Genomic DNA, 23750 nt, shown 5'->3' with positions numbered 1-23750 from the left:
CCTTGAAGACATCGCGGCTGGCTCTCCACAGCCCGCATCGGCCGGGATGCCTTGCCTGATCCGTAATCCTCAGACCGACACCACTCCAAGACCGAAAGATCCGCAATGAGCAATGTACTGACCATCACCCGCCCGGACGACTGGCACCTGCACCTGCGCGACGGCGCCACCATGCAGGACGTGCTGCCGCATACGGCACGCCAGTTCGCACGCGCCATCGTCATGCCCAACCTGAAGCCGCCGGTGACCACCACTGCGCAGGCCGGTGCGTATCGCGATCGCATCCTGGCCGCCTTGCCCGCAGGCATGTCCTTCGAGCCGCTGATGGTGCTCTACCTGACCGACAACACCCCGCCCGAGGAAATCCGCCGTGCCAAGGAAAGCGGCTTCGTCAAGGCCGTGAAGCTCTATCCGGCCGGTGCCACCACCAACTCCGACGCCGGCGTGACCGACCTGTCGAAGTGCTACAAGACCCTGGAGGTGCTGCAGGAAGTGGGCATGCCCTTCCTGGTCCATGGTGAAGTGACCGATCCCGAGATCGACCTGTTCGACCGCGAAGCGGTCTTCATCGAGCGCATCATGAAGCCGCTGCGACAAGCCATGCCGGAACTGAAGGTGGTCTTCGAGCACATCACCACCAAGGAAACGGCCGACTACGTGCTGGCCGGCGAAGGCCCGACGGCCGCCACCATCACGGCGCACCATTTGCTCTTCAACCGCAACGAGATCTTCAAGGGCGGCATCCGTCCGCACTACTACTGCCTGCCGGTCTTGAAGCGCGAGACCCATCGCAAGGCGCTGGTGGCGGCAGCCACTTCGGGCAATGACAAGTTCTTCCTCGGTACTGATTCGGCCCCGCACGCCAAGGGTGCCAAGGAACACGCCTGTGGCTGCGCCGGCTGCTACACCGCGCTGCATGCGCTGGAGTTGTATGCCCAGGCCTTCGACAGCGCCGGTGCGCTGGACAAGTTCGAAGCCTTCGCCAGCTTCAACGGTCCGGACTTCTACAACCTGCCGCGCAATACCGGCACCGTCACCTTGCAGCGCGAGACCTGGGCCATCCCGGCCGAGCTGCCCATGGGCGATGCCACGGTGGTGCCGCTGTCGGCGGGCGAACAGATCCACTGGAAGATGGTCTGATCCGTTTCAGGGATCAGCCGTATTCCTTCGTCCCCGGTCCGCGCGCCCAGGCGGCGCGGCCGGGATGTCCATCACAACGAGAGAAAGGCGAGCTGTATGCAAGTCGTCGATGAACTGATTACCGATTTCGACAAGGCGCTGCGCGTGATCAGCGGCGTGGTGTTCGAGAGCCGTCCCAACCCGGGACGCGGCCTGCCGGACGGTGTCATGAACGAGGCCGAGAAGCGCCACGCGGCCGGGCTGATGCGGGTCAACAACGTGGGCGAGGTCTGTGCCCAGGCGCTCTACGACGCCCAGGGCCGCTTCGCCCAGACGGAAGATATCAAAGCGGCCTTCAGGCGCGCCGGCATCGAGGAAGAGGATCACCTCGCCTGGACCGCCGAACGCCTGCGCGAACTGGGGTCGCATACCAGCCTGCTCAATCCGCTGTGGTATGGCGGCGCCTATGTGCTGGGCAGCATCGCCGCACGGCTGGGCGATGCGCGCAACCTGGGCTTCGTCTCCGAGACCGAGCGCCAGGTCGAGCACCACCTGCTGGGCCACCTGGACAAGCTGCCGGCCCAGGACAACCGCTCGCGTGCCATCGTCGATCAGATGCGCCTGGATGAAATCGAGCACGGCCAGGCGGCGCGTGACCTGGGCGCGGCCGAGGTGCCGGCTCCGGTCCGCGGGCTGATGAAGGCCATGGCCAAGGTCATGACCACGGTGGCTTACCGGATCTGAACCCGGAAGGCGGCCGAATCGACGGACATGAAAAAAGCGGCCTCGGCCGCTTTTTTTCTTGCTGCATCCTGTACCCGGACCTTACTGCTGCTGGACGGCCGCAGAGGACGTATCGGTGAGGTCGTCGATGATCTCGAAGGAGTGCGTGATCTCGGCGGTCTTCTCCAGCATGATCGAGGCCGAGCAGTACTTGTCGTGGGACAGCTTGATGGCACGCTCGACCACATTGGTCTTGAGGTTGCGGCCACGCACGGTGAAGTGGAAATGAATCTTGGTGAACACCTTGGGATCGGTCTCGGCGCGCTCGGACTTGAGGGTCACGTCGCAGCCGCGCACGTCCTGGCCGCTCTTGCGCAGGATCACCACCACGTCATAGGCGGTGCAGCCACCGGTACCGGCCAGCACCACTTCCATCGGACGCGGGGCCAGGTTGCGGCCGCCGCCATCGGGCGCGCCATCCATCGTCAGCAGGTGGCCCGAACCGGTTTCCGCCGTGAAGGTCATGCCGGACAAGCCGGTCCAACGTACTGTGCATTCCATCTGTCTCGTCCCAATCGGTTCAATGAAGCTGCGTATTGTAGCTTTTGACGCGCATACCTGCAGCCGGTGCAGGGGAGGGCATGTGAAGCTCCGTGATTTTTGCGCTGCGGAAAAATTGTCGAATGAATATTCATCTATCGCGTTTCCACTGTGCTTTCAGCAACTTGTAACCCAGCAGTGACGCCGCTTGCAGACAGTTACAAATTTATTCGCCTCGCGTTATTGCGTTGCACAAACCGCTTTGCTATATTGAATTCAACGGAAGTTTTTGCAGCACGTAACGATGTCTCCTCCACCCTCCTCATTGGTGTGGATTAAACCCGGAACCTCAGTGTCCGGGTTTTTTTTGTCTTTTTTCTGGCCAGGCCCCGCGCAAAGTTGTGCCAGCGGCAACGAAATTCCGTCTTCCAGCAAGAAAACCCCGGCAAATCGCCGGATCGGCGCCACAATCCCCCGAAACCTTTTGACGCTAAGTCCTTGAAAAGGCTATACTTGCCGGCTTTCCCATGCGCTCGGGAAGATAAAAGGATGAGTCCGCGAAGCGAAGTACCCAGGACAGCAGGCATCCGCCGGCTGGCCCGCATGAGCGGAACCGCCATTTGAGCGTTTATATACTGATAGAGAAAGTCAAACATGAAGACCTTTTCCGCTAAAGCCCATGAGGTTCAGCGCGAGTGGTTCGTGATTGACGCGACGGACTTGGTCCTCGGACGTGTTGCCAGCGAAGTGGCACTCCGACTGCGCGGCAAGCACAAACCCGAATTCACTCCGCACGTCGATACCGGTGACTTCATCGTCGTCGTCAACGCAGGCAAGCTGCGCGTGACCGGCACCAAGGCCACTGAGAAGACCTATTTCCGCCACAGCGGTTATCCGGGCGGCATCTACGAAACCAACTTCCTGAAGATGCAACAGCGTTTCCCCGGCCGTGCGCTGGAGAAGGCCGTCAAGGGCATGCTGCCCAAGGGTCCGCTGGGCTACGCCATGATCAAGAAGCTGAAGGTTTATGCAGATGGCAACCATCCGCACGCCGCGCAGCAACCGAAACCCCTCGCCCTCTAAGGAACAGACATGATCGGTAACTACAATTACGGAACCGGCCGTCGCAAGAGTGCAGTGGCGCGTGTTTTCATCAAGGCAGGTTCGGGCAACATCATCGTCAATGGCAAGCCCGCCGCTGAGTACTTCTCCCGCGAAACCGGCCTGATGGTGATCCGTCAGCCGCTGGAACTGACCGGCAACGTCGAGCGTTTCGACATCAAGGTGAACGTCCACGGTGGCGGCGAATCCGGCCAGGCCGGCGCTGTTCGCCACGGCATCACCCGCGCCCTGATCGACTACGACGCCGGCCTGAAGTCGGCTCTGTCGAACGCAGGCTTCGTCACCCGTGACGCGCGTGAAGTCGAACGTAAGAAGGTTGGTCTGCGCAAGGCACGTCGCGCAAAGCAATTCTCGAAGCGTTAATCGTTTCTTGCATTACGGAAAGCCGTCGGCATCTGTGCCGGCGGCTTTTTGCTTTTATGCGTTGCCGCTGCAGGTGTGGCTTGCTTGCGCAACGTCTCGTAGTGTGACGATAATTTCGGCTATTTGCGGAAATTACTGTCCGAGCGGAAATCAGCGGGAAATATTCTCCTGCTAAAATTGACCGCTTTTCAGCGTGCCATGCACGCGCGTCCGGCGCTCGTCCGCCATGGCGTTTTCTCTTCGCCTTTTCTCGCAAGGAACAGACATGATCAAGGTAGGTATCGTTGGCGGAACCGGTTACACCGGCGTCGAATTGCTGCGTATTTTTGCGACTCACCCGCAAGCCCGGGTGGAGGCCGTGACCTCGCGCAAGGAAGACGGCATGCCGGTATCCGAGATGTATCCCTCCCTGCGCGGCCGCGTCGATGTGGCCTTCTCCTCGCCCGACAAGGCGCGCCTGACCGACTGCGACGTGGTCTTCTTCGCCACCCCCCATGGCGTGGCCATGGCCCAGGCCCCGGAACTGGTGGCCGCCGGCGTGAAGGTGATCGACCTGGCCGCGGACTTCCGCATGCAGGATGTGGCCGCGTTCGAGAAGTGGTACAAGCTGCCGCACAGCTGCACCGACCTGCTCAAGGAAGCCGCCTACGGCCTGCCCGAACTGAACCGTGAGGCCATCCGCAAGGCGCGCGTGGTGGGCAATCCGGGCTGCTATCCGACCACCATGCAGCTTGGCTTCGCACCTCTGCTGAAGGCCGGCGTGATCGATGCCTCGCACCTGATCGCCGACTGCAAGTCCGGTGTCTCCGGTGCCGGCCGCAAGGCGGAGCTGAGCCTGCTGTTCTCGGAAGCCTCGGACAACTTCAAGGCTTATGGCGTCTCCGGCCATCGCCACTCGCCCGAAACCATCGAACGCCTGTCGCACCTGACCAGCGACAAGGTCGGCCTGCTGTTCACGCCGCACCTGGTGCCGATGATCCGTGGCATGCATTCCACCCTGTACGCCCGCCTGACCAAGGACATCGACAACGCCGCCCTGCAGGCCCTGTTCGAAGACGCCTACAAGGACGAGCCCTTCGTCGACGTGCTGCCCTTCGGTTCGCATCCCGAGACCCGCACCACGCGCGCTTCCAACATGCTGCGCCTGGCTGTGCATCGTCCGGACAATGGCGACACGGTGGTGGTGCTGGTGGTCCAGGACAACCTGGTCAAGGGCGCTTCCGGCCAGGCCGTGCAGTGCATGAACCTGATGTTCGGTCTGGAAGAAACCAGCGGCCTGCAGCAGGTCCCGGTCCTGCCGTGAAGTACCGCTTGTGGCGTCGGCGCATGACGATTTCTGCGCCGAAGATGACCATCAAGCGCCACCTGCCGCTACCGCTGCTGATCCTGTTGTGGACAGCGGTGGTGGCTGTGGGAGCGGCGGCGGCGGTCTGGACTTACCAGCTTGGCCGCAACAACCTGCCCGGTCTGCATGGCGATGCCGGCGAGCAGATCGAGCAGCTGAGCGAACAGGTCAAGAAGCTGACCGCGGAAAATGAGCGCTTGCAATCTGCCGCCAACGCGTCGCAGAATGAACTGAAGATTGCCCAAACGGCGCAAGCCACGCTGGCGACCCAGGTCAAGAACATGGAGGCGGAAATCAACCGCCAGAAGGAAGATCTGGCCTTCTTCGACAGCCTGCTGCCGACCAACCTGGGCGCACCCGGCATCACCATCCAGCGCTTCAAGGCCGAACAGGCCGCGCCCAACCAGCTGCGCTATCGCGTGCTGGTCATGCAAGGTGGTGGGGGAACGCAACAGTTTGCAGGAAACCTGCAGCTTAGTGTCAATATGGTGCAGGGCGGCAAAGGTGTTACCATCAACTTCCCGGAAGGCAATTCCGCTGACCAGGCGCGCTATCGGCTCGCATTCAAGTATTACCAGCGGGTCGAAGGCCTGCTGACCATTCCCGAAGGTGCCATCGTGAAGTCGGTGGCAGTCCGAGTTCTCGACCGCGGCCAGGTGCGTGCCCAGCAGTCGGTAGATCTGTGAGGTGATTCCATGTTTACACGCAAGACCAAAAGCACGATCGACAGCCTGATCGGCATGTCCACCAGCATCACGGGCGACGTCGGCTTCAAGGGCGGCCTGCGCATTGACGGTGCCATTACCGGCAACATCAACGCCGAAACCGGCCAGCCCAGCGTGCTGGTCATCTCCGAGCACGCCAAGGTGGTCGGCGAGGTGCGCGCGGCACACCTGATCGTCAACGGCGAGATCGTCGGCGATGTCCACTCCACCGAACTGCTGGAGCTGCAGCCCAAGGCTCGCATTACCGGCAACGTCTTCTACAAGGCGCTGGAGATGCACGGCGGGGCACTGGTGTCCGGCAAGCTCAGCCATGACCAGCAGGTCGAGACGCCGGTGCTGAAGCTGGCTGCATCGTCGGAAGCATGAAAATCCGCAAGCGCTTATAATGGCTTTGTTGATCTAATGTATTGATCCGCCTCAAGCCCAGCAGGAGTCCGAAATGAATGCCGTAGCCGAACTGCAACAAACCGACATGCCCGCCCCGATCAACTTCAGCGACAGCGCAGCCGCCAAGGTGGCCCAGCTGATCGAGGAAGAAGGCAATCCCGACCTGAAACTGCGCGTCTTCGTGCAGGGCGGCGGTTGCTCGGGTTTCCAGTACGGTTTCACCTTTGATGAAATCGTCAACGAAGACGACACCACCATGAGCAAGAACGGCGTCCAGCTGTTGATCGACTCGATGAGCTACCAGTACCTGGTGGGCGCCGAAATCGACTACAAGGACGACCTGGAAGGCGCGCAATTCGTCATCAAGAACCCGAACGCCACGACCACTTGCGGTTGCGGCTCTTCGTTCTCGGTGTAAGCGCTGCCAGACTCCCCGCCTGGCGCAGCTTTGCGGGGAGATGAAGAAAAAGGACGCCTCGGCGTCCTTTTTTCATGTCCAGAACCTTCATATCGCCCTGGACCCACCGTGCAGCGGGCGTTTCCGGGAACGGCCAGGCGCCACCGGAAATGCCCGCACCAGCCTCAGCCCAGTTCGGTGAAGGCCTTGGCCGCAGCGGCGATGGTTTCCTCGATGATGGCATCGCTGTGCTGGGCCGAAACAAAGCCGGCCTCGAAGGCCGAAGGCGCGAAGTACACGCCCGCATCCAGCATCTTGTGGAAGAAGCGGTTGAAGCGTTCCTTGTCGCCCTGCATCACCTCGGCATAGCTGGTGGGCACCTTGGCATCGAAGTAGAGGCCGAACATGCCGCCGATGGCATCGGCTGCGAAGTTCACGCCGGCAGCCTTGGCGGCAGCGGCGAGGCCATCGGCCAGCTTGCGGGTCTGGGCCGTCAGATGGGTGTAGAAGTCCGGCTGCTGGATGATCTTCAGGGTCGCCATGCCGGCCGCCACCGTCACGGGGTTGCCCGAGAGGGTACCGGCCTGGTAGACGCCACCCAGCGGTGCCAGATGCTTCATCACCTCGGCGCGGCCACCAAAAGCGGCCACCGGCAGGCCACCGCCGATCACCTTGCCCAGCGCCGTCAGGTCGGGAACGATGCCGTTCAATTCCTGGGCGCCGCCACGTGCCACGCGGAAGCCCGACATCACTTCATCGAAGATCAGGATGGCGCCGTATTCGGTACACAGGCGGCGCATGGTGCGCAGGAATTCATCCGAAGCACGCACCAGGTTCATGTTGCCCGCCACCGGTTCCACGATCACGCAGGCGATCTCGTTGCCGGCATTCTTGAAGGCCTCTTCCAGTTGGGCGGCGTTGTTGTAGTCCAGCACCAGGGTGTGCTTGGCGAAGTCTTCCGGGACCCCGGCCGAGGTCGGATTGCCGAAGGTCAGCAAGCCGCTGCCGGCCTTCACCAGCAGGGAATCGGCGTGGCCGTGGTAGCAGCCTTCGAACTTGATGATCTTGTCGCGGCCGGTGGCGCCACGGGCCAAGCGCAGCGCGCTCATGGTCGCTTCGGTGCCGGAAGAGACCAGGCGGATCTGCTCGATGGAAGGCACCAGCTTGATGATCTCTTCGGCCATCTCGATTTCAGCCTCGGTCGGTGCACCGAAGGACAGGCCGCGCGCAGCTGCCTGCTGCACCGCCTTGACCACTTCCGGATGTGCGTGGCCGACGATGGCGGGGCCCCAGGAGCCGATGTAGTCGATGTAGCGCTTGCCTTCGGCATCCCAGAACCAGGGGCCTTCGGCGCGTTCGATGAAGCGCGGGGTGCCGCCTACCGAACGGAAGGCGCGTACCGGGGAATTGACGCCGCCCGGCGTGCTTTGCTGGGCGCGGGCGAACAGGGATGCATTGGTCTTGGTCATGTGTGTGCGGACGATACCGTCCGGATGCAGTGAATCAGTTGATGGAAGGCGGCGCGTCCAGATCGGCGGGATCTTCCGATTCACGCGCCCAAAAATAGCGGTCGGGCAGCAGCTTGCCCATGCCGATGCGCTGCGCATTGGCCAGCGCGGCCAGCGTGAACTCCTGCGCTTCGGACGCCGCCAGCGGCACTTCCAGGTCATTGGCCAGCATCGCTGCCATGGCCGCCGAGAGCGTGCTGCCGGCACCGACGAAGGAGCCTGGCAGGCGCGGCCAGGCATCCTGGCGCACCAGGCCGGATTCGTCGAAGAGCGAATTGGCCACTTCCTGCAGGTCGGTCTGGGTATTGGTCACCAGCAGGTATTCGCAGCCCATCTCGATGATGCGCATCGCGTCCAGCTCCAGCGCATCGCCCGGCACGGGTTCGCGCCAGGTCTCGGCCAGGCGGGTCAGTTCACCGGCCGAGCAGATCAGCACCGTGGCCTGCGGGATCAGCAGTTCGCGGATGGCGATCAGGCGATCATCCTCGTCTTCCTGGTTGGCCAGGGCGCTGATGAAGGGATCCAGGATCAGCGGCACGTCGGGATAGTCGGAGACGATCTCGGCAATCACCGAGATGTTCTCGATGCTGCCCAGCGCACCGACCTTGAAGGCGGCCACGGCCATGTCTTCGAGGATCACGCGGGCCTGGTCGGCGACCCAGTCGACGTCGACCACCTGCACGTCTTCGACGCGGGCGGTGTCGCCGATGAGCAAAGCCGTCACCACCGACAAACCGTGGCAGCCCATGGCGGCGAAAGTGGCGAGATCGGCCTGGACGCCCGTGGCGCCGACCGGATCGGCTGCGCCGAAGCTGAGGATGAGGGGAGGAGTTTGGTTTTGCACGTCGAGTAGATTAAGATAGCTGACTTAGCATTTTACTTGATTGATTTTAGGGATAGTCAGCCGTGACGAATAGCAGCCAAACCGAATTCAAAACCTGGATGTGCCTGATCTGTGGTTGGATCTACGACGAAGAAGCAGGCCTGCCCGAAGAAGGCATCGCCCCGGGCACCCGCTGGGACGACGTGCCCATCAACTGGACCTGCCCGGAATGCGGCGCCCGCAAGGAAGATTTCGAGATGGTCGCCATCTGATCGCTTCCTGATCGCCTGCACCGCCGCCGACGGCTTCGGCATTGCGTCCCGCCGCCATTTGCCCGGCGGCACGCTGGCGGCGCTTCCTTAGCCGGGAGTTGCCGCTCACCCTCCTGTTTTCCTGCCTTACGGGATTTGATCTACATCAAACTCCCGCTTTGTCACGGTTTTCGTCGCGTTTTCCCATCATTTTTTTCTGCCTGCTGGTGCCATGTCTTTGCCGGGCGGAAAAGCAGCGAACTTTTCTGGGTAAAATCTCTTCCAGTACCAGCTTTGCCCGCATGACCGGATAACAGGACGCACAGACGTCCGCCCGGCCTCTGTACGGCATCTCCCCCGACGGTCTTGTCCATTGAGCCCAGCCCCGCCATCGCGCCGCTGGCCCGCTTCGGCGTGCGCGCAAGCGTGCGGCGGCATGGCCTTTCTTAACCGCTTCATGAGGGCTGGTATGCCACACACCAAGGATTTCGTCATCAACGCGCCCGCCGCCCGCAGCTTTCCGGGCCTGCCGGAGCGCGAGGGACTGGAGCAGTTCCAGGCTTCGCTACTGGCGCGCATGGCCGCTTCCGACAACGAAAGCATGCGCTCGCGCCGCCTGGCGGTGGCCATGGGCGAACACTGCTATCTGGTCCCGCTGGCTCAGGCCGGCGAGATCGTACCGCTGTCCGGCCTTGCCATCACCCCCGTACCCGCCACCCGCGACTGGTTTCGCGGCCTGCTCAACATCCGCGGCAGCCTGATCGGCCTGGCCGATCTCATGGGCCTGGCCGGTGCCGTCCCCCAGGAAATCGGCCGCAGCAGCCACGTCCTGCTGCTGGCTCACGGCCTGGCACCGCAATGCGGCTTGCTGGTGTCAAGGGTATTGGGACTGCGTGACATCACAGAAATGACCAAAATATCGAAAAATTACGATACGGAAATTCCCTTGCTGGGCCTTGCCGGACGTTATAAAGACAGCGGTGGTCAGCAATGGGATGAACTGGACCTGTCGCTGCTGAGCCAGGACAGCCGTTTTCTGCAGATCGGCCGCTAGCAGCCGTGTCGCAAGCGACGCCGAGGCGGCCTCTGCAAGCCACTGCAGCTGCAGGCCTGAAAATCAGAAAAACCTGAGAAATCCAGAAGATCTGCGAGATCTGTAAAGAGGGAATAGGAACGCCGGCCATGGAACCGACCTTGCCGTATCTGTCGAAAAAGAAGCTCCCGGCCGCCCCTGGGTCCGGCACCGGGAGCGCTGCCGTGGCCGGAGGCGATCGAGGCCGGCCGGCCGGGCAGGGCGGCACTGGCCTGCGCCTGCCCTGGCTGCACCGTTATTCCCTGCGTACCCAGACCCGGGTGCTGCTGGGCGTGCTGGCGCTGTCGCTGGCGGCCCTGTGCCTGTTCATGTGGCTGGGCGCGCGCCTGTACCTGCTGGCGACCCTGCAGACCAACCTGGCCTCGGATCTCGTGATGCATTCCCAGCGCATTGGCAAGGCCGTGCCCAATGCCATCCAGGGCAATCCCCAGGCCTTCGTGCAGTTGGCGCAAAGCCGGCTCGAATTCAATCGTGGCCTGCTGCTGCTGAGCAGCGGCGGTCCGTATCAAGGGCAGAACATCGGCCTGCCCGATCCTGCGCTCAAGCCGGCGCTGGACAACGTGGCCCGCATGTGGCGTCGTACCGATCTGGCCGCCGAGACCATCCTCGGCATGGAAAAGGAATTGACCGGTTTCGGTACCACGCTCAAGCGCCTCAACCAGCTGCTGCCCGTGATGCTGGATCTGAGCGAGCAGATCGCCATGCTGCAGTCGCAGGGCCGGCCCACCACGCGCGAGATGGCCGCCGCCAGCCAGCTGGTGATGCTGACCCTGCGCCTGGGCCGCAGCTCCAATGAGTTCCTCACCTCCGACGGCGTCAATGCGGAAACTGCCTTCATGCTCGGCAAGGACATCACCGCCTTTGGCGACCTGTTGAAGAGCCTGCTGGAAGGCAATGAGATGCTGCGCCTGCGCGCAGCCACCGATGCCGACCTGCGCAGCAAGCTGCAGGAACTCACGCGGGTCTTTGGCGAGTACCAGCCGCAGATCGCCGGCATCCTCGGCAACCTGCAGAATTTCATCGCGGCCAAGCGCTCCGAGCAACTGGTGTTCATGGAAAACGAAACCTTGAAACGCCACCTCACCGAATTGCAGGAGGCCTACCGTGTCGCCCTGAAGGCGCGCTCCTGGACCTTCTGGGCCGTGCTGTGCGCCATGGCAATGGCCCTGCTCAGCGCCATCGGCATCGCCCTGGTGCAATTGCAGAGCAGCCGCAACAATGCCGCCGCCGCTGAAGCCCGCCGCCAGGAAGCCGAACTGCAGCGCCAGCTGGCCCAGCAGGAAGAAGAAAAGGCCATGCGCGCCAATCACCTGACCCAGGCTGCCGTGCTGCGCCTGATGACCGAGCTGCAGCGCGTGGCCGATGGCGATCTGACGGTGCACACCACGGTCTCGGACGACGTCACCGGTGCCATCGCCGATTCCGTGAACTACACCGTGGAAGCCCTGCGCGGGCTGGTCGAACAGGTCACGCAGATGGCCGCCAAGGTGGCCTGGAGTTCCGAACACGTGCGCGGCACCACCACCGAGCTGGGGGCCGCTGCCCGTGCGCAGGCCCGGCGCATCCAGCGCATCGCCCAGGCCATGCTGGAAATGTCCAACCAGATCACCGGCATCTCGGTGTCGGCCGATGAATCCGCTGATGTGGCCCGCCACGCCGTGGTGGTGGCCGAGCGCGGCGCGCGTGCCGTGGAAGATGCAGTCAAGGCCATGGATGGCATCGGTGAGCAGATCCGCGAGACCTCCGAGCGCATCAAGCGCTTGGGGGCGTCCTCGCAGATGATCGGCGAGATCACCGACCTGATTTCGGATATCACTGAACGCACCAATGTGCTGGCCCTCAATGCCGCCATCCAGGCCGCCTCGGCGGGCGAGGCCGGGCGCGGCTTCTCGGTGGTGGCCGAGGAGGTGCAGCACCTGGCCGAGCGATCCAGCGCCGCCACGCGCGAGATCGGCGCGCTGGTGCGCATGATCCAGGCCGATACCCGCGACGTGGTGGTGGCCATGGAAAAATCCACCAATGGCGTCACCGATGGTGCCGTGCTGTCGGACGCGGCCGGCAGCGCCCTGGCCGATATCCGCAGCGTCTCCAAGCGCCTGGCCGACCTGATCCAGGGCATGGCGGTATCGACCCGCGAACAGGCGGTCTCGGCCAATGGCGTGGCCCAGCAGATCCAGGGCATCCTGAGCGAGAACGACATCATCGAGCAGAGCCGCGAACAGGTCGCCACGCTCTATGAAGAACTGTGGGATGCGGCGCGCCAGCTGGAAAGCTCGGTCTCGCGTTTCCGCGTCAAAGTTTCCTGAGCCGGTGCTGCTTCCATGATCCTCGGTACCGACAACGCAGCAGTCCAGACTCAGGCCGGATCCGGCATCCGGTCCGGCGCGGGCGATGAGCGTCTGCGCGAGACCCTGCGTCCGCTGCTGGCCATCGTGCGCCAGCAAAGCGCCGCCTGGTGTGCCCGCCTCGACCAGCAGCAAGCGCGCCCCGGCCTGCCGGCACTGGCCCTGCGTACGCTGGCGGCGCTGCGTGACTACGCCGGTGCCAGCGGTGCCGCTGCCTTTGCCTCCTCCGCCTCGGCACTGCTGGAGACCTTGCAGCAGCAGGGCAGTGATGGCATCTCACACGCGGGCACCCGCAGTCTGCTGGAAGCCGGCATCCATTCCCTGGCCAGCCAGCTGGAAGGCCCGCTTGCCCCGGCCAGCGAACCGCAGGCACCGGAGCTGATCGATCCACTCCTGCTGCCGGTCTTCCTGGAAGAAGCACAAGAGCTCATCGCCGGTATCGGCGAGACCTTGCTGGTGCTGTCGGAGGGCGGGCAGCCTGGTGCGGTCGATGCCAGTCTGCTGGCCGAACTGGCGCGCCCGCTGCATACGCTCAAGGGCAGTGCGCGCATGGTGGGGGCCTTGCACCTGAGCCGCTGCCTGCACGACATGGAAGGAGCCCTGCAGCGTCTCGGCGAGGGCAGCCCGGCCCCCCGGAGCGTGGCGGCGCTGCTGGCCTTGTATGACCAGGCCGTGGAGCATTTCAGTACGCTGGAACAGGGCATGGCCACGTTGTCGGCAGCCGGCACACAGGCCGCCCCTTCCGCCTTGCCCGGCACCGCAGCGGCAGAGGGGCGGCTGACCGCGCCCTTGGTCCGTATCCGTACCACCGTGCTGGACAAGCTGCTGAATCAGGTAGGTGAAGTTTCCATCAGCCGTGCCCAGCTGGACAACGAAATCGGGGCCCTGCAGGGCGACGCGCGCCTCTTGGGTGAAGAGTTGGACGCCATGGCACAGCAGCTGCAGCGATGGCAGCGCAGTTGGGAGCAGGGCAGCCTGCAGCCCCGGGACGAGGCCGCGACCGGCCTGACCGAACTGGCCAAGGCCATGGAAGCCGCTCTGGGTGCGGCCGTGGCGCGCCAGAAGCGGCTGCTGCAACGGGTGGTGAGAACCCGCGAAGGCCTGCGCCAGCAAGGCCGCACCACGCGCGAGCTGCAGCAGGAGCTGATGCATGCGCGCATGGTCAAGTTCAACAGCATGGAGCCGCGCATGCAGCACCTGGTGCGCCAGGTCGCGGCCGAAACCGGCAAGCCACTGGTACTGGACCTGTCGGACTGTCGGCTGCAAATCGACCGCGCCATCCTGGAACGCCTCATGGGCCCGCTGGAGCACCTGTTGCGCAATGCCGCCGTGCATGGCATCGAAGAAGCGCCGGTGCGCCGCGCGGCCGCCAAGCCGCCCAATGGCTGCCTGCGCATCCAGGCGGGGCATGAGGGCAACGAAGCCGTCATCCGCGTCAGCGACGACGGCCGCGGGCTGGACCTCGCCGCGATTCGCCACAAGGCGATGCAACGCGGATTACCAGGCGTGGAACAGTGGAGCGAAACGCGCCTGGCCGAGCTGATCTTCGAACCCGGCTTCAGTACGCAATCGCAAGTCTCTGCCCTGGCCGGACGCGGCATCGGCATGGATGTGGTGCGCGCCGAAGTGGCGGCACTGGGCGGGCGCATGACGGTGCATTCGCGGCCCGGCCAGGGCGTGCTCTTCACGCTCTACCTGCCGCTCTCGCTGGCGGTGCAGCAGGTCTGCCTGCTGCATCACGGGCAGCAGCAGTACGCCATTCCTTCCACCCTCATCGACAGCGTCATCCAGTTGCGCAGCGACCAGGCGCGCCAGGCCCTGGCGCGGCGCACGCTGGAGGTCCATGGCCGGGAACTGCTGCTGCATCCGCTGCACGTCCTGCTGGACGAGCCGCCGCCAGTGCCGCTGCCGGGCACGAACGAAGCCGGTTCGGCCTTTGCCTTGCTCATCAAGAATGGCGATGAACTGATGGTCATCATGGCCGACCACGTCAGCGGCAACCGCGAAGTGGTGGTCAAGCCGGTCGGGCCGCAGGTGGCGACCTTGGCCGGCATGGTCGGGGCTACCGTACTGGGGGGTGGGCAGATCGTGCTCATCATCAACCCGCTGCTGCTGGCCGGCTCGCGCCGCGTCGATGGCAGCGGCCGGGCGGCGGGCGTACAATAGCGGGCTTTGGCTGCGCGGCTGGCACGCCTGCCATTTGCCCCTGCATCGTCATTCGCCGAGGTCCGTCATCGACTCCACACTCGTCTCCATCCTGCTGGCCACCACCCTGGCCGGCGTGGTCAGCATTACCGCTGCGGCGGTGTTCTCCTTCGCGCTGCTGTCGAAGGTGGTCGAGCGCATGGTCAGCCTGTCGGTGGGCATCATGCTGTCGACCTCGCTGTTGCATGCGCTGCCGGAAGCCTTTGAATCGCAAGCCGAACCGCATACGCTCTTCGCGGTGCTGCTGGGGGGCCTGCTGGTGTTCTTCCTGTTGGAGAAGACGGCCATCCTGCGCCACTCGCACCATCACGAAGACGATGGCCACGGCCATCACCACGGTCACGACAAGAAGGAAGCCGGCAAGGCCGGCTGGATGATCCTGGTCGGCGACGGCCTGCACAATTTCACCGATGGCATCCTGATTGCGGCGGCTTTCCTGGCGGATCCGCACCTGGGCCTGGTCACCGGACTGGCCATCATCGCGCATGAGATCCCGCAGGAAATCGGTGACTTCATCGTGCTGCTCAATGCCGGTTTTTCGCGCACCCGCGCCTATGTCTACAACCTCATCTGCAGCCTGATGGCGGTGGCCGGCGGCGTGCTGGGCTACTTCATGCTGGAGCGTGGCATGGAATGGATTCCCTTCGTGCTGGTGTTTGCCTCCTCGGGCTTCATCTACATCGCCGTTTCCGATTTGATGCCGCAGATGCAGCGCCGCGCCACGCTGCGCGAGACGATCCCGCAGGTGATCCTGATTGCAGCGGGCGTGCTGATCGTGCTGGCACTGACGCATCAGGCGCACGTTCACTGAGGGCATCCGGCCGCGCGGACGTATCGCGTTGCCGGCGCAATATCCAGCGCATGCCCACGCTGCAGACCAGGCCCAGCAGGCCGAAGAACAACAAGAGATCCTGGAGCACGATCCATCCTTTCATCGCCTGAAGGCGGGGTTGCGGATGGCTTCACTGTAGGGGTGCCGCGCGCGGTACGCCAATATCAAATCAGCCGGCCCGCCATCTCGAAACGAGATGGATGCGCCGGCGAAACCGGGCAGGGGAGAACAGCATGATTTCCATCCGGCAGTTGCGCTACTTCGTCGAGATCGTCGAGGCACGCGGCTATACCCGCGCGTCCGAGCGCCTCTTCATCGCGCAATCAGCGTTGAGCCGCCAGATCAAGGAGCTGGAAGCAGACCTCGATGTGCTGCTCATCAAGCGCGAGGCCAAGGCCTTCGAGCTGACCCAGGCGGGCCAGGATTTCTATGAACGCAGCCGCCGCATCCTGCTCGACCTGGACCGCGCCGTAGCGCAGGCACGCACCATCGGCAAGGGCGAACACGGGGCCTTGCGCCTGCTGCATTCCAGTTCGGTGCCGTTGTCTGCACCGCTGGGTCCGACCCTCAATGCAGCGTTGAAAGACTTCCCCGGCATCTCGCTGGAAATCTCGCAGGCTCCCTCCGAATACCAGGCCCGCGAGATCGTCGAAGGCAGTGCCGATATCGGCCTGGCGCGTTTGCCCATCCTGCGCGCGCATCCGAATCTGGAGAGCACCGTGCTCTACCGTGAGCGTCTGGTGGCGGCCGTACCCGCCACCCATCGACTGGCCGCGCGCAGCGAAGTGGAGATTGCGGAATTGCGGGATGAATTCTTCGTGACAGTGCCCCACCGCGATCGCGGCGGACTGAGTTATCTGGTAGCCGAGCGCTGTATTGCGCACGGTTTCTATCCGCGCGTGGCGCGCGCCACCTCGCGCAAGAATTCCTTGCTGAGCCTGGTCAATGCGGGCTTCGGCATCGCTGTCGTGCCGCAGAGCATGGCCAGTATTTCACTCTCGGCGGGCGTCAGTTTTCCCGCGCTCAAGGATGCCGATTTTCATTCGGAAGTGGCCCTGCTGCGCCGACGCGATGCGCCGGCCATGGTGCAGCAGTTCGTGGAAGCTTTCGTGGCCCGCCTGCAGGAGGCGGGGATCACGGGAATGACAGGTAGCGTGGCACCCGACCTGCCATAGGGTGCCGCACGCCTCCCTGCAAGGATCAGTTGCCGGTGGCTACCGGACGCTGCGGATCGGAACTCCATTCGCTCCAGGAACCCGGATACAGATGCGCCCCCGGCAAGCCCGCCACTTCCAGCGCCAGCAAGTTGTGGCAGGCGGTCACGCCCGAGCCGCACTGCATGACCGCAGCCTGCGGATCACCCACTACCGAGAGCCATTCCTCGCGCAATTGCGTGGCACTCTTGAAGTGGCCATCAGCCTGCAGGTTGTCCTTGAAGAAGCGGTTCTTCGCGCCCGGAATGTGTCCACCCACTGCATCGATGGTTTCGTTCTCGCCACGGAAGCGATCCGGTGCGCGCGCGTCGACGACTTGCAGGGTTTGGCTCTTGAGATTGTCGAGCAGGGCTTGCGCATCCACGGTCTTGACCAGCGAGGACAGATCCTGGATGTTGCCCGGCGCAGCCGCTGCCGGCGTCTCGCTGGTCAGCGTTTCACCCAGCGCCTGCCAGGCTGCCATGCCGCCATCGAGCACGGCCACGTCGCTGTGGCCGATCCAGCGCAGCAGCCACCACAGGCGCGCGGCATACATGCCGCCGTGAGCGTCATACGCGACCACTTGCGTGTCATTGTTGATGCCCAGGTCGCGCATGGCCTGCACGAATTGCTGGCGGTCCGGCAGCGGATGGCGGCCATGGAAGCGCCCGGCGGCATCGGTCTTGGGACCGGAGAGCAGTTCATCCAGATGGGCGAAGCGGGCCTGCGGAAGATGGCCGGCGGCATAGGCTTCACGGCCGTAGGCGGGGTTGGTCAGGTCGTGACGGCAGTCCACGACCACAATGTTCAGATACTGCGCGCGCGATTTCAATTCGCTGGCGCTGATGAGGGTCTGGTAGGTCATGCGGCTCTCCTTTTGTTCATAAGCCCTGCAAGCGGGCAGGATTCAGGGATTCATGGATTCCTGGTTTCAGACTTCGGTGGCGATCGGGTCCACCTTGGGCACGTTCTTGGCCACGGCCTGGCTCTTGCGCTGGTTGCGATACGTCGCCAGCATGCCGCTGGCCAGGATGATCGCCATGCCCAGCCAGCCGATCCAGCCCGGCGCATCATCCCAGATCAGCACGCCGAAGAGGCTGGAAAACACGATGCCCGTGTATTGCAGGTTGGCCGTCACCAGGGTATTGCCGAGCCGGTAGGCGCGCGTCATGGCGATCTGCGCGGTGGTGGCCGTCAAGCCTATCATGAGCACCAGCAGCGCACCGATCCAGGAATGGCTGTGCCACAGCGGCACACGGCCCGTCACCACGCTGCCGACCAGCCCGGCCAATACGCCCGTGGCAGAAAAGTAGAACACCACGCGGTACTCCGGTTCCCCCAGCAACCCCAGCTTGCGCACCTGCAGGTAGACCAGCGCCGACAGCACACCCGAGGCCAGCGAGATCGCACCGCCCAGCAACTGCTCGGCATTGAGCGATGGGCGCATCAGCAGCGCCACCCCGAGGAAACTCAGCGCCACCGTGCCGGCCAGGCCCCATTCGAATTTCTTGTGGCCCTGCCACCAGCCGGCCACGAACAGCATCACCGCAATCCAGATCGAGGACATGTAGTTGAGCGTGGTGGCCGTGGCGATCGGCAGCAGGCTGAAGGAATAGAACCACATCCACAGCGAGACCACGCCCACACCGCCGCGAATGAAGTGATCGCGCGGGAAAGGCGTGCGCAGCGTACCCCCGCGCAGGCGGATCAGGCAGAGGATGAAGAGCACGCCGATCACGCCACGGCAGAGCACGATCTCGGAGGTCGTGTAGTACTGGCTGGCGAGCTTGACGCACACGCCCATGACGGCAAAGAGGAATGAGGCGACGAGCATCCAGAGCGATTGCATGGCGGCGGTTCAGTAGTGGGAGGGGAGAGTGGGGAAGGCGCACGCGTCACGAGCACCAAATAAAACGGCAGCCCCGGCGTGAACCGGGGCTGCCGTCGTGCAGCTGGAGCGGGAGGGGCGGATGCGGGAGGGCGGGCGACAATGACGGCGCAGACTACGTCCGTCGTGAGCTTGCCGCATTGCCTGCATCTGCTTTCCCCCTGCGCGGCCTGTTGGCCTGGTTATGGTGTGCTGGTTCCTTGCGGCACGTCCAGCTGCTGGCGATACCACTCGTGGAAGTGCTGCATGCCGTCTTCCATGGGCGACTGGTAGGGACCGACTTCGCTGGTGCCGCGATCCATCAGTATACGACGGCCGGCATCCATGCGCAGGGCGATCTCGTCATCCTCGACGCAGGTCTCCATGTAGGCGGCGCGCTCGGCTTCCACCAGCTCGCGCTCGAACAGGGCGATCTCTTCCGGATAGTAGAACTCCACCACGTTGGTGGTCTTCTGCGGACCGGTCGGCCAGAGCGTGGACACCACCAGCACGTGCGGATACCACTCCACCATGATGTTGGGATAGAGCGTGAGCCAGATGGCACCGTACTTGGGCGGCTTGCCGTTGGAGAACTGCAGCAGCTTTTCCTGCCACTTGGCATAGGTCGGCGAGCCGGACTTGATCAGGCCGTGGTTCACGCCCACGGTCTGGACGCTGTAGTCGCGGCCGAATTCCCACTTCAGGTCGGAGCAGCTCACGAAGTTGCCCAAGCCGGGATGGAAGGGCTCGACGTGGTAATCCTCCAGGTAGACCTCGATGAAGGTCTTCCAGTTGTAGTCGCACTCGTGTACTTCAGTGTGGTCGTACAGGTAGCCGGAGAAATCCAGATCGCGCGTCACGCCCAGATGCTTGAGCTTGTCGGCGATGTTGACGCCGTTGTTCTCGAACAGCAGGCCATTCCAGCTCTGCAGCGGGGTCTTGGACAGGTTCATGCACGGCGTCTCGCCGAAATGCGGCGCGCCGATCAGCTCACCCTTCAGATCATAGGTCCAGCGATGCAGAGGACAGACGATGTTGGTGGCATGGCCACGGCCATCGAGCATCTTGGCCTGGCGGTGACGACATACATTGGACAGCAGTTCAACCCCTTGCGCATTGCGCACCAGCATGCGGCCTTCGTTTTCCCAGGGCAGCGTGGAGTAGTCGCCAGCTTCGGGCACCATCAGCTCGTGGCCGACGTAACGAGGTCCCTGCTGGAAGAGTTGTTTCAGTTCCCGCTGATGGAGCGGTTCGTCAAAGTAGACGTGGACTGGAAGTTGCGCGTTTGAACGCGCCAATTTGGCAAAAGTAGCAAGATCGGACATTTCCGCCCCCAAATTAATTTGCACCAACCTAAGGAAGAAAATCCGCAAAAACCTGTGTTCAAATAATATGAAGAGGAAATTTTGGACAGAACCGAGGATTATGCCACAAAACCCCCATAAGGGGCCGGGTTTTGTGGCCAAAATGCCAGTAAATTGGCCGAATTTACAAGCTCGGCTCGAAATCCGCTGACATTTCCACGCCCTTGATTGACTTGGGCATCGCCGGTTTGTTCTAAAATACCGGGTTGGAATTTTGAATGGGTCGATATGCCTAGAACCTCTGCCGCTGCTTCCTCTGCTGCCGCCTCTGCGGCGAGCGTCGCCTTGCCTGCTTCTTTCGAGGAAGCGATGGAAGAGCTGGAGCAGCTCGTGGCCCGCATGGAAGCCGGCGAACTGCCGCTGGAAGCCTCGGTGGCTGCCTACAAACGCGGCTCTGAACTGGTGAAGTTCTGCGCCGGCCAGCTCGACAAGGTGGACAGCCAGGTCAAGCTGCTCGAAGGCGACATGCTCAAGCCGTTCAATGCGGCGGACGCTGCCGGCGGGGACGACTGATGAATGCACAGATGCCGGCTGCCAGCGCGCAGGCCCCGCTGACGTTTGCCGACTGGATGCGCCAGGTGCAGGGCGGCATGGAAGACGTGCTGGACCGATTCCTGCCCGCGACCTCGGTGGTGCCGGCGCGCCTGCACGAAGCCATGCGCTATACCGCCATGGATGGCGGCAAGCGCGTGCGCCCTTTGCTGGTCTATGCTGCCGGCGACATCTTCGATACTCCGCGCGCGCTGTTGGACCGGGCTGCGGCGGCCGTGGAGATGATCCACGTGTATTCGCTGGTGCATGACGACATGCCCTGCATGGATGACGATGCCCTGCGCCGTGGCAAGCCCACGGTGCACGTACAGTACGATGAAGCCACTGCGCTGCTGGTCGGCGATGCGTTGCAGGCGCAGGCCTTCGATACCTTGTCGGCCCCGCTGGAGGCCGAGCTTGGCAAGAGCGATGCCGGCGTGACGGCACGCCAGCTGCGCATGGTGAACCTGCTGGCCCAGGCGGCCGGTTCGGTGGGCATGTGCGGCGGCCAGGCCATCGACCTGGCCAGCGTGGGCATGACCCTGTCGCTGGCCGAGCTGGAACAGATGCATCGCCTGAAAACCGGTGCCCTGCTGCGCGCTGCGGTGCTGCTGGGCGCGCTGGGCGGCAAGGCGCTCAGCGCCGACGAGAGTGCAGCGCTGGACGAGTATGCGCGGGCCATCGGCCTGGCTTTCCAGGTGGTCGACGACATCCTCGATGCCACGGCCGACTCGGCCACGCTGGGCAAGACGGCCGGCAAGGATGCGGCGGACAACAAGCCGACCTATGTCTCGATCCTGGGCCTGGCCGAATCGCAGGCGCTGGCCGAGAAGCTGCGCGGCAATGCCCACGCGGCGCTGGCACCCTTCGGCGAGAAGGCCCGCCGCCTGCGCGAGCTGGCCGACCTGATCGTACAGAGAAAGACTTAAGCGACGTAACCCGGCATGAAGACGGACCGCGCGGCATGTGCCAGGCGCGGCCTTCAGACCCCAACACGGTAAGAACAGATGCTCCTCAATACCATCAACGACCCGGCCGACCTGCGCCGCCTGTCCCGCCATCAATTGAAGCCGCTGGCCGAAGAGCTGCGCGGTTTCCTGCTGGACTCGGTCTCCAAGACCGGCGGCCACCTGTCCTCCAACCTGGGCACGGTGGAGCTGACCATCGCGCTGCATTACGTCTTCAATACGCCGCAGGACCGCATCGTCTGGGATGTGGGCCATCAGACCTATCCGCACAAGATCCTCACCGGCCGCCGCGAGCGCATGGCCTCGCTGCGCCAGCAGGAGGGCATCTCGGGCTTCCCGCGCCGCATCGAAAGTGAATACGACACCTTCGGCACCGCCCACTCCTCGACCTCGATCTCGGCTGCGCTCGGCATGGCACTGGCGGCCAAGACCCAGGGCTCGGACCGCCATGCCATCGCCGTCATCGGCGACGGCGCGATGACCGCCGGCATGGCCTTCGAAGCGCTCAACAATGCGGGCGTGCATGAGGACATCAACCTGCTGGTGATCCTCAACGACAACGACATGTCGATCTCGCCGCCGGTGGGAGCGCTCAATCGCTACCTGGCGCGCCTGATGTCGGGCAAGTTCTACGCCAAGGCGCGTGACGTGGGCAAGTCGGTACTGCCCGGCCCGGTGCTGGAACTGGCCAAGCGCCTGGAAGAACATGCCAAGGGCATGGTGGTCCCGGCCACCATGTTCGAGGAATTCGGCTTCAACTACATCGGCCCCATCGATGGCCATGACCTCGACTCGCTGGTCCCCACGCTGCAGAACCTGAAGCACCTGAAGGGACCGCAATTCCTGCACGTGGTCACCAAGAAGGGACAAGGCTACAAGCTGGCCGAGGCTGATCCGGTGCTCTATCACGGCCCCGGCAAATTCAACCCCAGCGAAGGCATCAAGCCCAGCGCGGGCGGCAAGCTGACCTATACCCAGGTCTTCGGCGACTGGCTGTGCGACATGGCCGCCGCCGACGAGAAGCTGGTCGGCATCACCCCGGCCATGCGCGAAGGCTCGGGCATGGTGGGCTTTGAAAAGAAATTCCCGAATCGCTACTACGACGTCGGCATCGCCGAACAGCACGCCGTCACCTTCGCCGCCGGCATGGCCTGCGAGGGCATGAAACCGGTGGTGGCGATCTACTCGACCTTCCTGCAGCGCGCCTACGACCAGCTGATCCACGACGTGGCCCTGCAGAACCTGGACGTGACCTTCGCCCTGGACCGCGCCGGCCTGGTCGGTGCGGATGGTGCGACCCACGCCGGCAATTACGACCTGGCCTTCCTGCGCTGTATCCCGAACATGGTGGTGATGGCGGCCTCCGATGAGGATGAGTGCCGCAAGATGCTCTCGACCGCTTATCAGTACCCCGGCCCGGCCTCGGTGCGCTATCCGCGCGGTGCCGGCATCGGTGCAGCGGTCGAGAAGACGCTGGAGACCCTGCCGCTGGGCAAGGGCGAGATCCGCCGCCAGGGCAAGGATGTCGCGATCCTGACCTTCGGCAGCCTGCTGGCACCGGCGCTCGGCGCGGGCGACAAGCTCAACGCCACGGTGGCCAACATGCGCTTCATCAAGCCGCTGGACGTGGAACTGGTCAAGCAGCTGGCCGCCTCGCACGATGCGCTGGTGACGGTGGAAGAGGGCTGCATCATGGGCGGCGCCGGTGCTGCCGTCTCCGAGGCATTGGCCGCCGCCGGCATCAACAAGCCGGTGCTGCACCTGGGCTTGCCGGACCGCTTCATCGATCATGGCGACGCTGCGCAACTGCTGGCGCAGTGCGGCCTGGATGCCGATGGCATCGCCCAGTCCATCGTGCAGCGCTTCGGCAAGGACCAGCCCCGTCTGGTCGTCAACAACGGCTAAGCGCCGTCTTCCCGCACCACGCATCGTCCCGGCGGCCCACGCTGGCCGGGAGATGCGGCGCGTTTTCTCATCCGTTGAACATCCTGTGGCCACGCCGGTCCAAGACCTCATCAATTAAAATAATTTCCTTTTGGAAATAATTTG

Annotated in this window: 23 protein-coding genes; 17 read left to right on the top strand and 6 right to left on the bottom strand. The window is 63.7% G+C overall.

Annotated elements, in window-relative coordinates:
- The first annotated feature begins 105 nt into the window (after positions 1-105).
- A complete protein-coding gene (gene pyrC / locus E2K99_RS19700) occupies positions 106-1140 on the top strand; it encodes a dihydroorotase (protein ID WP_134223287.1) in 1035 nt (344 codons plus the stop codon).
- A 96-nt stretch (positions 1141-1236) separates the two neighbouring features.
- The gene (gene coq7 / locus E2K99_RS19695) at positions 1237-1863 is read left to right on the top strand and encodes a 2-polyprenyl-3-methyl-6-methoxy-1,4-benzoquinone monooxygenase (RefSeq protein ID WP_034329872.1); all 627 of its coding nucleotides are present in this window, start codon (positions 1237-1239) and stop codon (positions 1861-1863) included.
- 81 nt (positions 1864-1944) lie between these two features.
- Here coq7 and E2K99_RS19690 read toward each other — a convergent pair whose 3' ends face one another.
- Positions 1945-2403 carry an OsmC family protein gene (locus E2K99_RS19690; RefSeq protein WP_134136561.1) on the bottom strand — a complete coding sequence of 153 codons (459 nt, stop codon included), beginning with the start codon at positions 2401-2403 and terminating at the stop codon, positions 1945-1947.
- Between the two features lie 633 nt (positions 2404-3036).
- Between E2K99_RS19690 and rplM the strand changes: the two genes are divergently transcribed.
- The 6 genes from rplM to erpA all read left to right on the top strand — a co-directional run bounded on the left by rplM (position 3037) and on the right by erpA (position 6742).
- Entirely contained in the window at positions 3037-3465 is a 429-nt protein-coding gene (gene rplM, locus E2K99_RS19685) for a 50S ribosomal protein L13 (RefSeq protein ID WP_013235788.1), read from the top strand.
- 9 nt (positions 3466-3474) lie between these two features.
- Positions 3475-3867, top strand: coding sequence for a 30S ribosomal protein S9 (gene rpsI / locus E2K99_RS19680; RefSeq protein WP_006461968.1), 393 nt, complete (start codon positions 3475-3477; stop codon positions 3865-3867).
- 265 nt (positions 3868-4132) lie between these two features.
- Positions 4133-5170: an N-acetyl-gamma-glutamyl-phosphate reductase gene (argC, locus tag E2K99_RS19675; protein WP_134223286.1), complete on the top strand. Its 1038-nt coding sequence runs from the start codon at positions 4133-4135 to the stop codon at positions 5168-5170.
- Positions 5171-5193: 23 nt separating this feature from the next.
- Complete coding sequence (locus E2K99_RS19670) at positions 5194-5898, top strand: DUF6776 family protein (protein ID WP_134223285.1); 705 nt, start codon at positions 5194-5196, stop codon at positions 5896-5898.
- Positions 5899-5907: 9 nt separating this feature from the next.
- The gene (locus E2K99_RS19665) at positions 5908-6303 is read left to right on the top strand and encodes a bactofilin family protein (RefSeq protein WP_039786903.1); all 396 of its coding nucleotides are present in this window, start codon (positions 5908-5910) and stop codon (positions 6301-6303) included.
- Between the two features lie 73 nt (positions 6304-6376).
- Positions 6377-6742, top strand: a complete 366-nt coding sequence (gene erpA, locus E2K99_RS19660) for an iron-sulfur cluster insertion protein ErpA (protein WP_008331898.1) — start codon at positions 6377-6379, stop codon at positions 6740-6742.
- A gap of 164 nt (positions 6743-6906) precedes the next feature.
- Here the strand turns inward: erpA and hemL are convergent, their stop codons facing one another.
- Both hemL and thiD read right to left on the bottom strand, forming a co-directional pair.
- Positions 6907-8190, bottom strand: coding sequence for a glutamate-1-semialdehyde 2,1-aminomutase (hemL, locus tag E2K99_RS19655; protein WP_121043849.1), 1284 nt, complete (start codon positions 8188-8190; stop codon positions 6907-6909).
- A 34-nt stretch (positions 8191-8224) separates the two neighbouring features.
- Entirely contained in the window at positions 8225-9073 is an 849-nt protein-coding gene (thiD, locus tag E2K99_RS19650) for a bifunctional hydroxymethylpyrimidine kinase/phosphomethylpyrimidine kinase (RefSeq protein ID WP_039786906.1), read from the bottom strand.
- 98 nt (positions 9074-9171) lie between these two features.
- On the opposite strand from thiD, the gene E2K99_RS19645 reads away from it, so the two are divergent.
- From E2K99_RS19645 to E2K99_RS19620, 6 genes are all read left to right on the top strand, one after another.
- The gene (locus E2K99_RS19645; protein ID WP_006461975.1) at positions 9172-9324 is read left to right on the top strand and encodes a rubredoxin; all 153 of its coding nucleotides are present in this window, start codon (positions 9172-9174) and stop codon (positions 9322-9324) included.
- A 448-nt stretch (positions 9325-9772) separates the two neighbouring features.
- On the top strand, positions 9773-10357 hold the full coding sequence (locus E2K99_RS19640; RefSeq protein WP_134223284.1) for a chemotaxis protein CheW: 585 nt from the start codon (positions 9773-9775) through the stop codon (positions 10355-10357).
- A 128-nt stretch (positions 10358-10485) separates the two neighbouring features.
- The gene (locus tag E2K99_RS19635; protein ID WP_134223283.1) at positions 10486-12702 is read left to right on the top strand and encodes a methyl-accepting chemotaxis protein; all 2217 of its coding nucleotides are present in this window, start codon (positions 10486-10488) and stop codon (positions 12700-12702) included.
- 15 nt (positions 12703-12717) lie between these two features.
- Complete coding sequence (locus E2K99_RS19630; RefSeq protein WP_134223282.1) at positions 12718-14907, top strand: chemotaxis protein CheA; 2190 nt, start codon at positions 12718-12720, stop codon at positions 14905-14907.
- A gap of 115 nt (positions 14908-15022) precedes the next feature.
- Positions 15023-15757: a ZIP family metal transporter gene (locus tag E2K99_RS19625; RefSeq protein WP_034330510.1), complete on the top strand. Its 735-nt coding sequence runs from the start codon at positions 15023-15025 to the stop codon at positions 15755-15757.
- A 254-nt stretch (positions 15758-16011) separates the two neighbouring features.
- Positions 16012-16953 (top strand): LysR family transcriptional regulator, encoded by a 942-nt coding sequence (locus E2K99_RS19620; protein WP_134136567.1) that lies wholly within the window; start codon positions 16012-16014, stop codon positions 16951-16953.
- A gap of 25 nt (positions 16954-16978) precedes the next feature.
- Here the strand turns inward: E2K99_RS19620 and E2K99_RS19615 are convergent, their stop codons facing one another.
- The 3 genes from E2K99_RS19615 to E2K99_RS19605 all read right to left on the bottom strand — a co-directional run bounded on the left by E2K99_RS19615 (position 16979) and on the right by E2K99_RS19605 (position 20163).
- Complete coding sequence (locus E2K99_RS19615) at positions 16979-17836, bottom strand: sulfurtransferase (RefSeq protein ID WP_134223281.1); 858 nt, start codon at positions 17834-17836, stop codon at positions 16979-16981.
- A 66-nt stretch (positions 17837-17902) separates the two neighbouring features.
- Complete coding sequence (locus E2K99_RS19610) at positions 17903-18820, bottom strand: DMT family transporter (protein WP_034330513.1); 918 nt, start codon at positions 18818-18820, stop codon at positions 17903-17905.
- Positions 18821-19041: 221 nt separating this feature from the next.
- Positions 19042-20163, bottom strand: a complete 1122-nt coding sequence (locus E2K99_RS19605; protein WP_134223280.1) for an aromatic ring-hydroxylating oxygenase subunit alpha — start codon at positions 20161-20163, stop codon at positions 19042-19044.
- A 267-nt stretch (positions 20164-20430) separates the two neighbouring features.
- On the opposite strand from E2K99_RS19605, the gene E2K99_RS19600 reads away from it, so the two are divergent.
- The 3 genes from E2K99_RS19600 to dxs all read left to right on the top strand — a co-directional run bounded on the left by E2K99_RS19600 (position 20431) and on the right by dxs (position 23606).
- Positions 20431-20715 (top strand): exodeoxyribonuclease VII small subunit, encoded by a 285-nt coding sequence (locus tag E2K99_RS19600; RefSeq protein ID WP_134223279.1) that lies wholly within the window; start codon positions 20431-20433, stop codon positions 20713-20715.
- Complete coding sequence (locus E2K99_RS19595; protein ID WP_134223278.1) at positions 20715-21662, top strand: polyprenyl synthetase family protein; 948 nt, start codon at positions 20715-20717, stop codon at positions 21660-21662. The genes E2K99_RS19600 and E2K99_RS19595 overlap by 1 nt, the downstream gene beginning before the upstream one ends.
- A gap of 78 nt (positions 21663-21740) precedes the next feature.
- A complete protein-coding gene (gene dxs / locus E2K99_RS19590) occupies positions 21741-23606 on the top strand; it encodes a 1-deoxy-D-xylulose-5-phosphate synthase (RefSeq protein ID WP_134223277.1) in 1866 nt (621 codons plus the stop codon).
- The last annotated feature ends 144 nt before the right edge of the window (positions 23607-23750 follow it).

This window comes from Herbaspirillum huttiense (genome assembly GCF_004367745.1).
GTDB classification, from domain to species: domain Bacteria; phylum Pseudomonadota; class Gammaproteobacteria; order Burkholderiales; family Burkholderiaceae_D; genus Herbaspirillum; species Herbaspirillum huttiense.
Note: the sequence above shows the minus strand (reverse complement) of the source record. Positions and strands in the feature narration are given on the sequence as shown.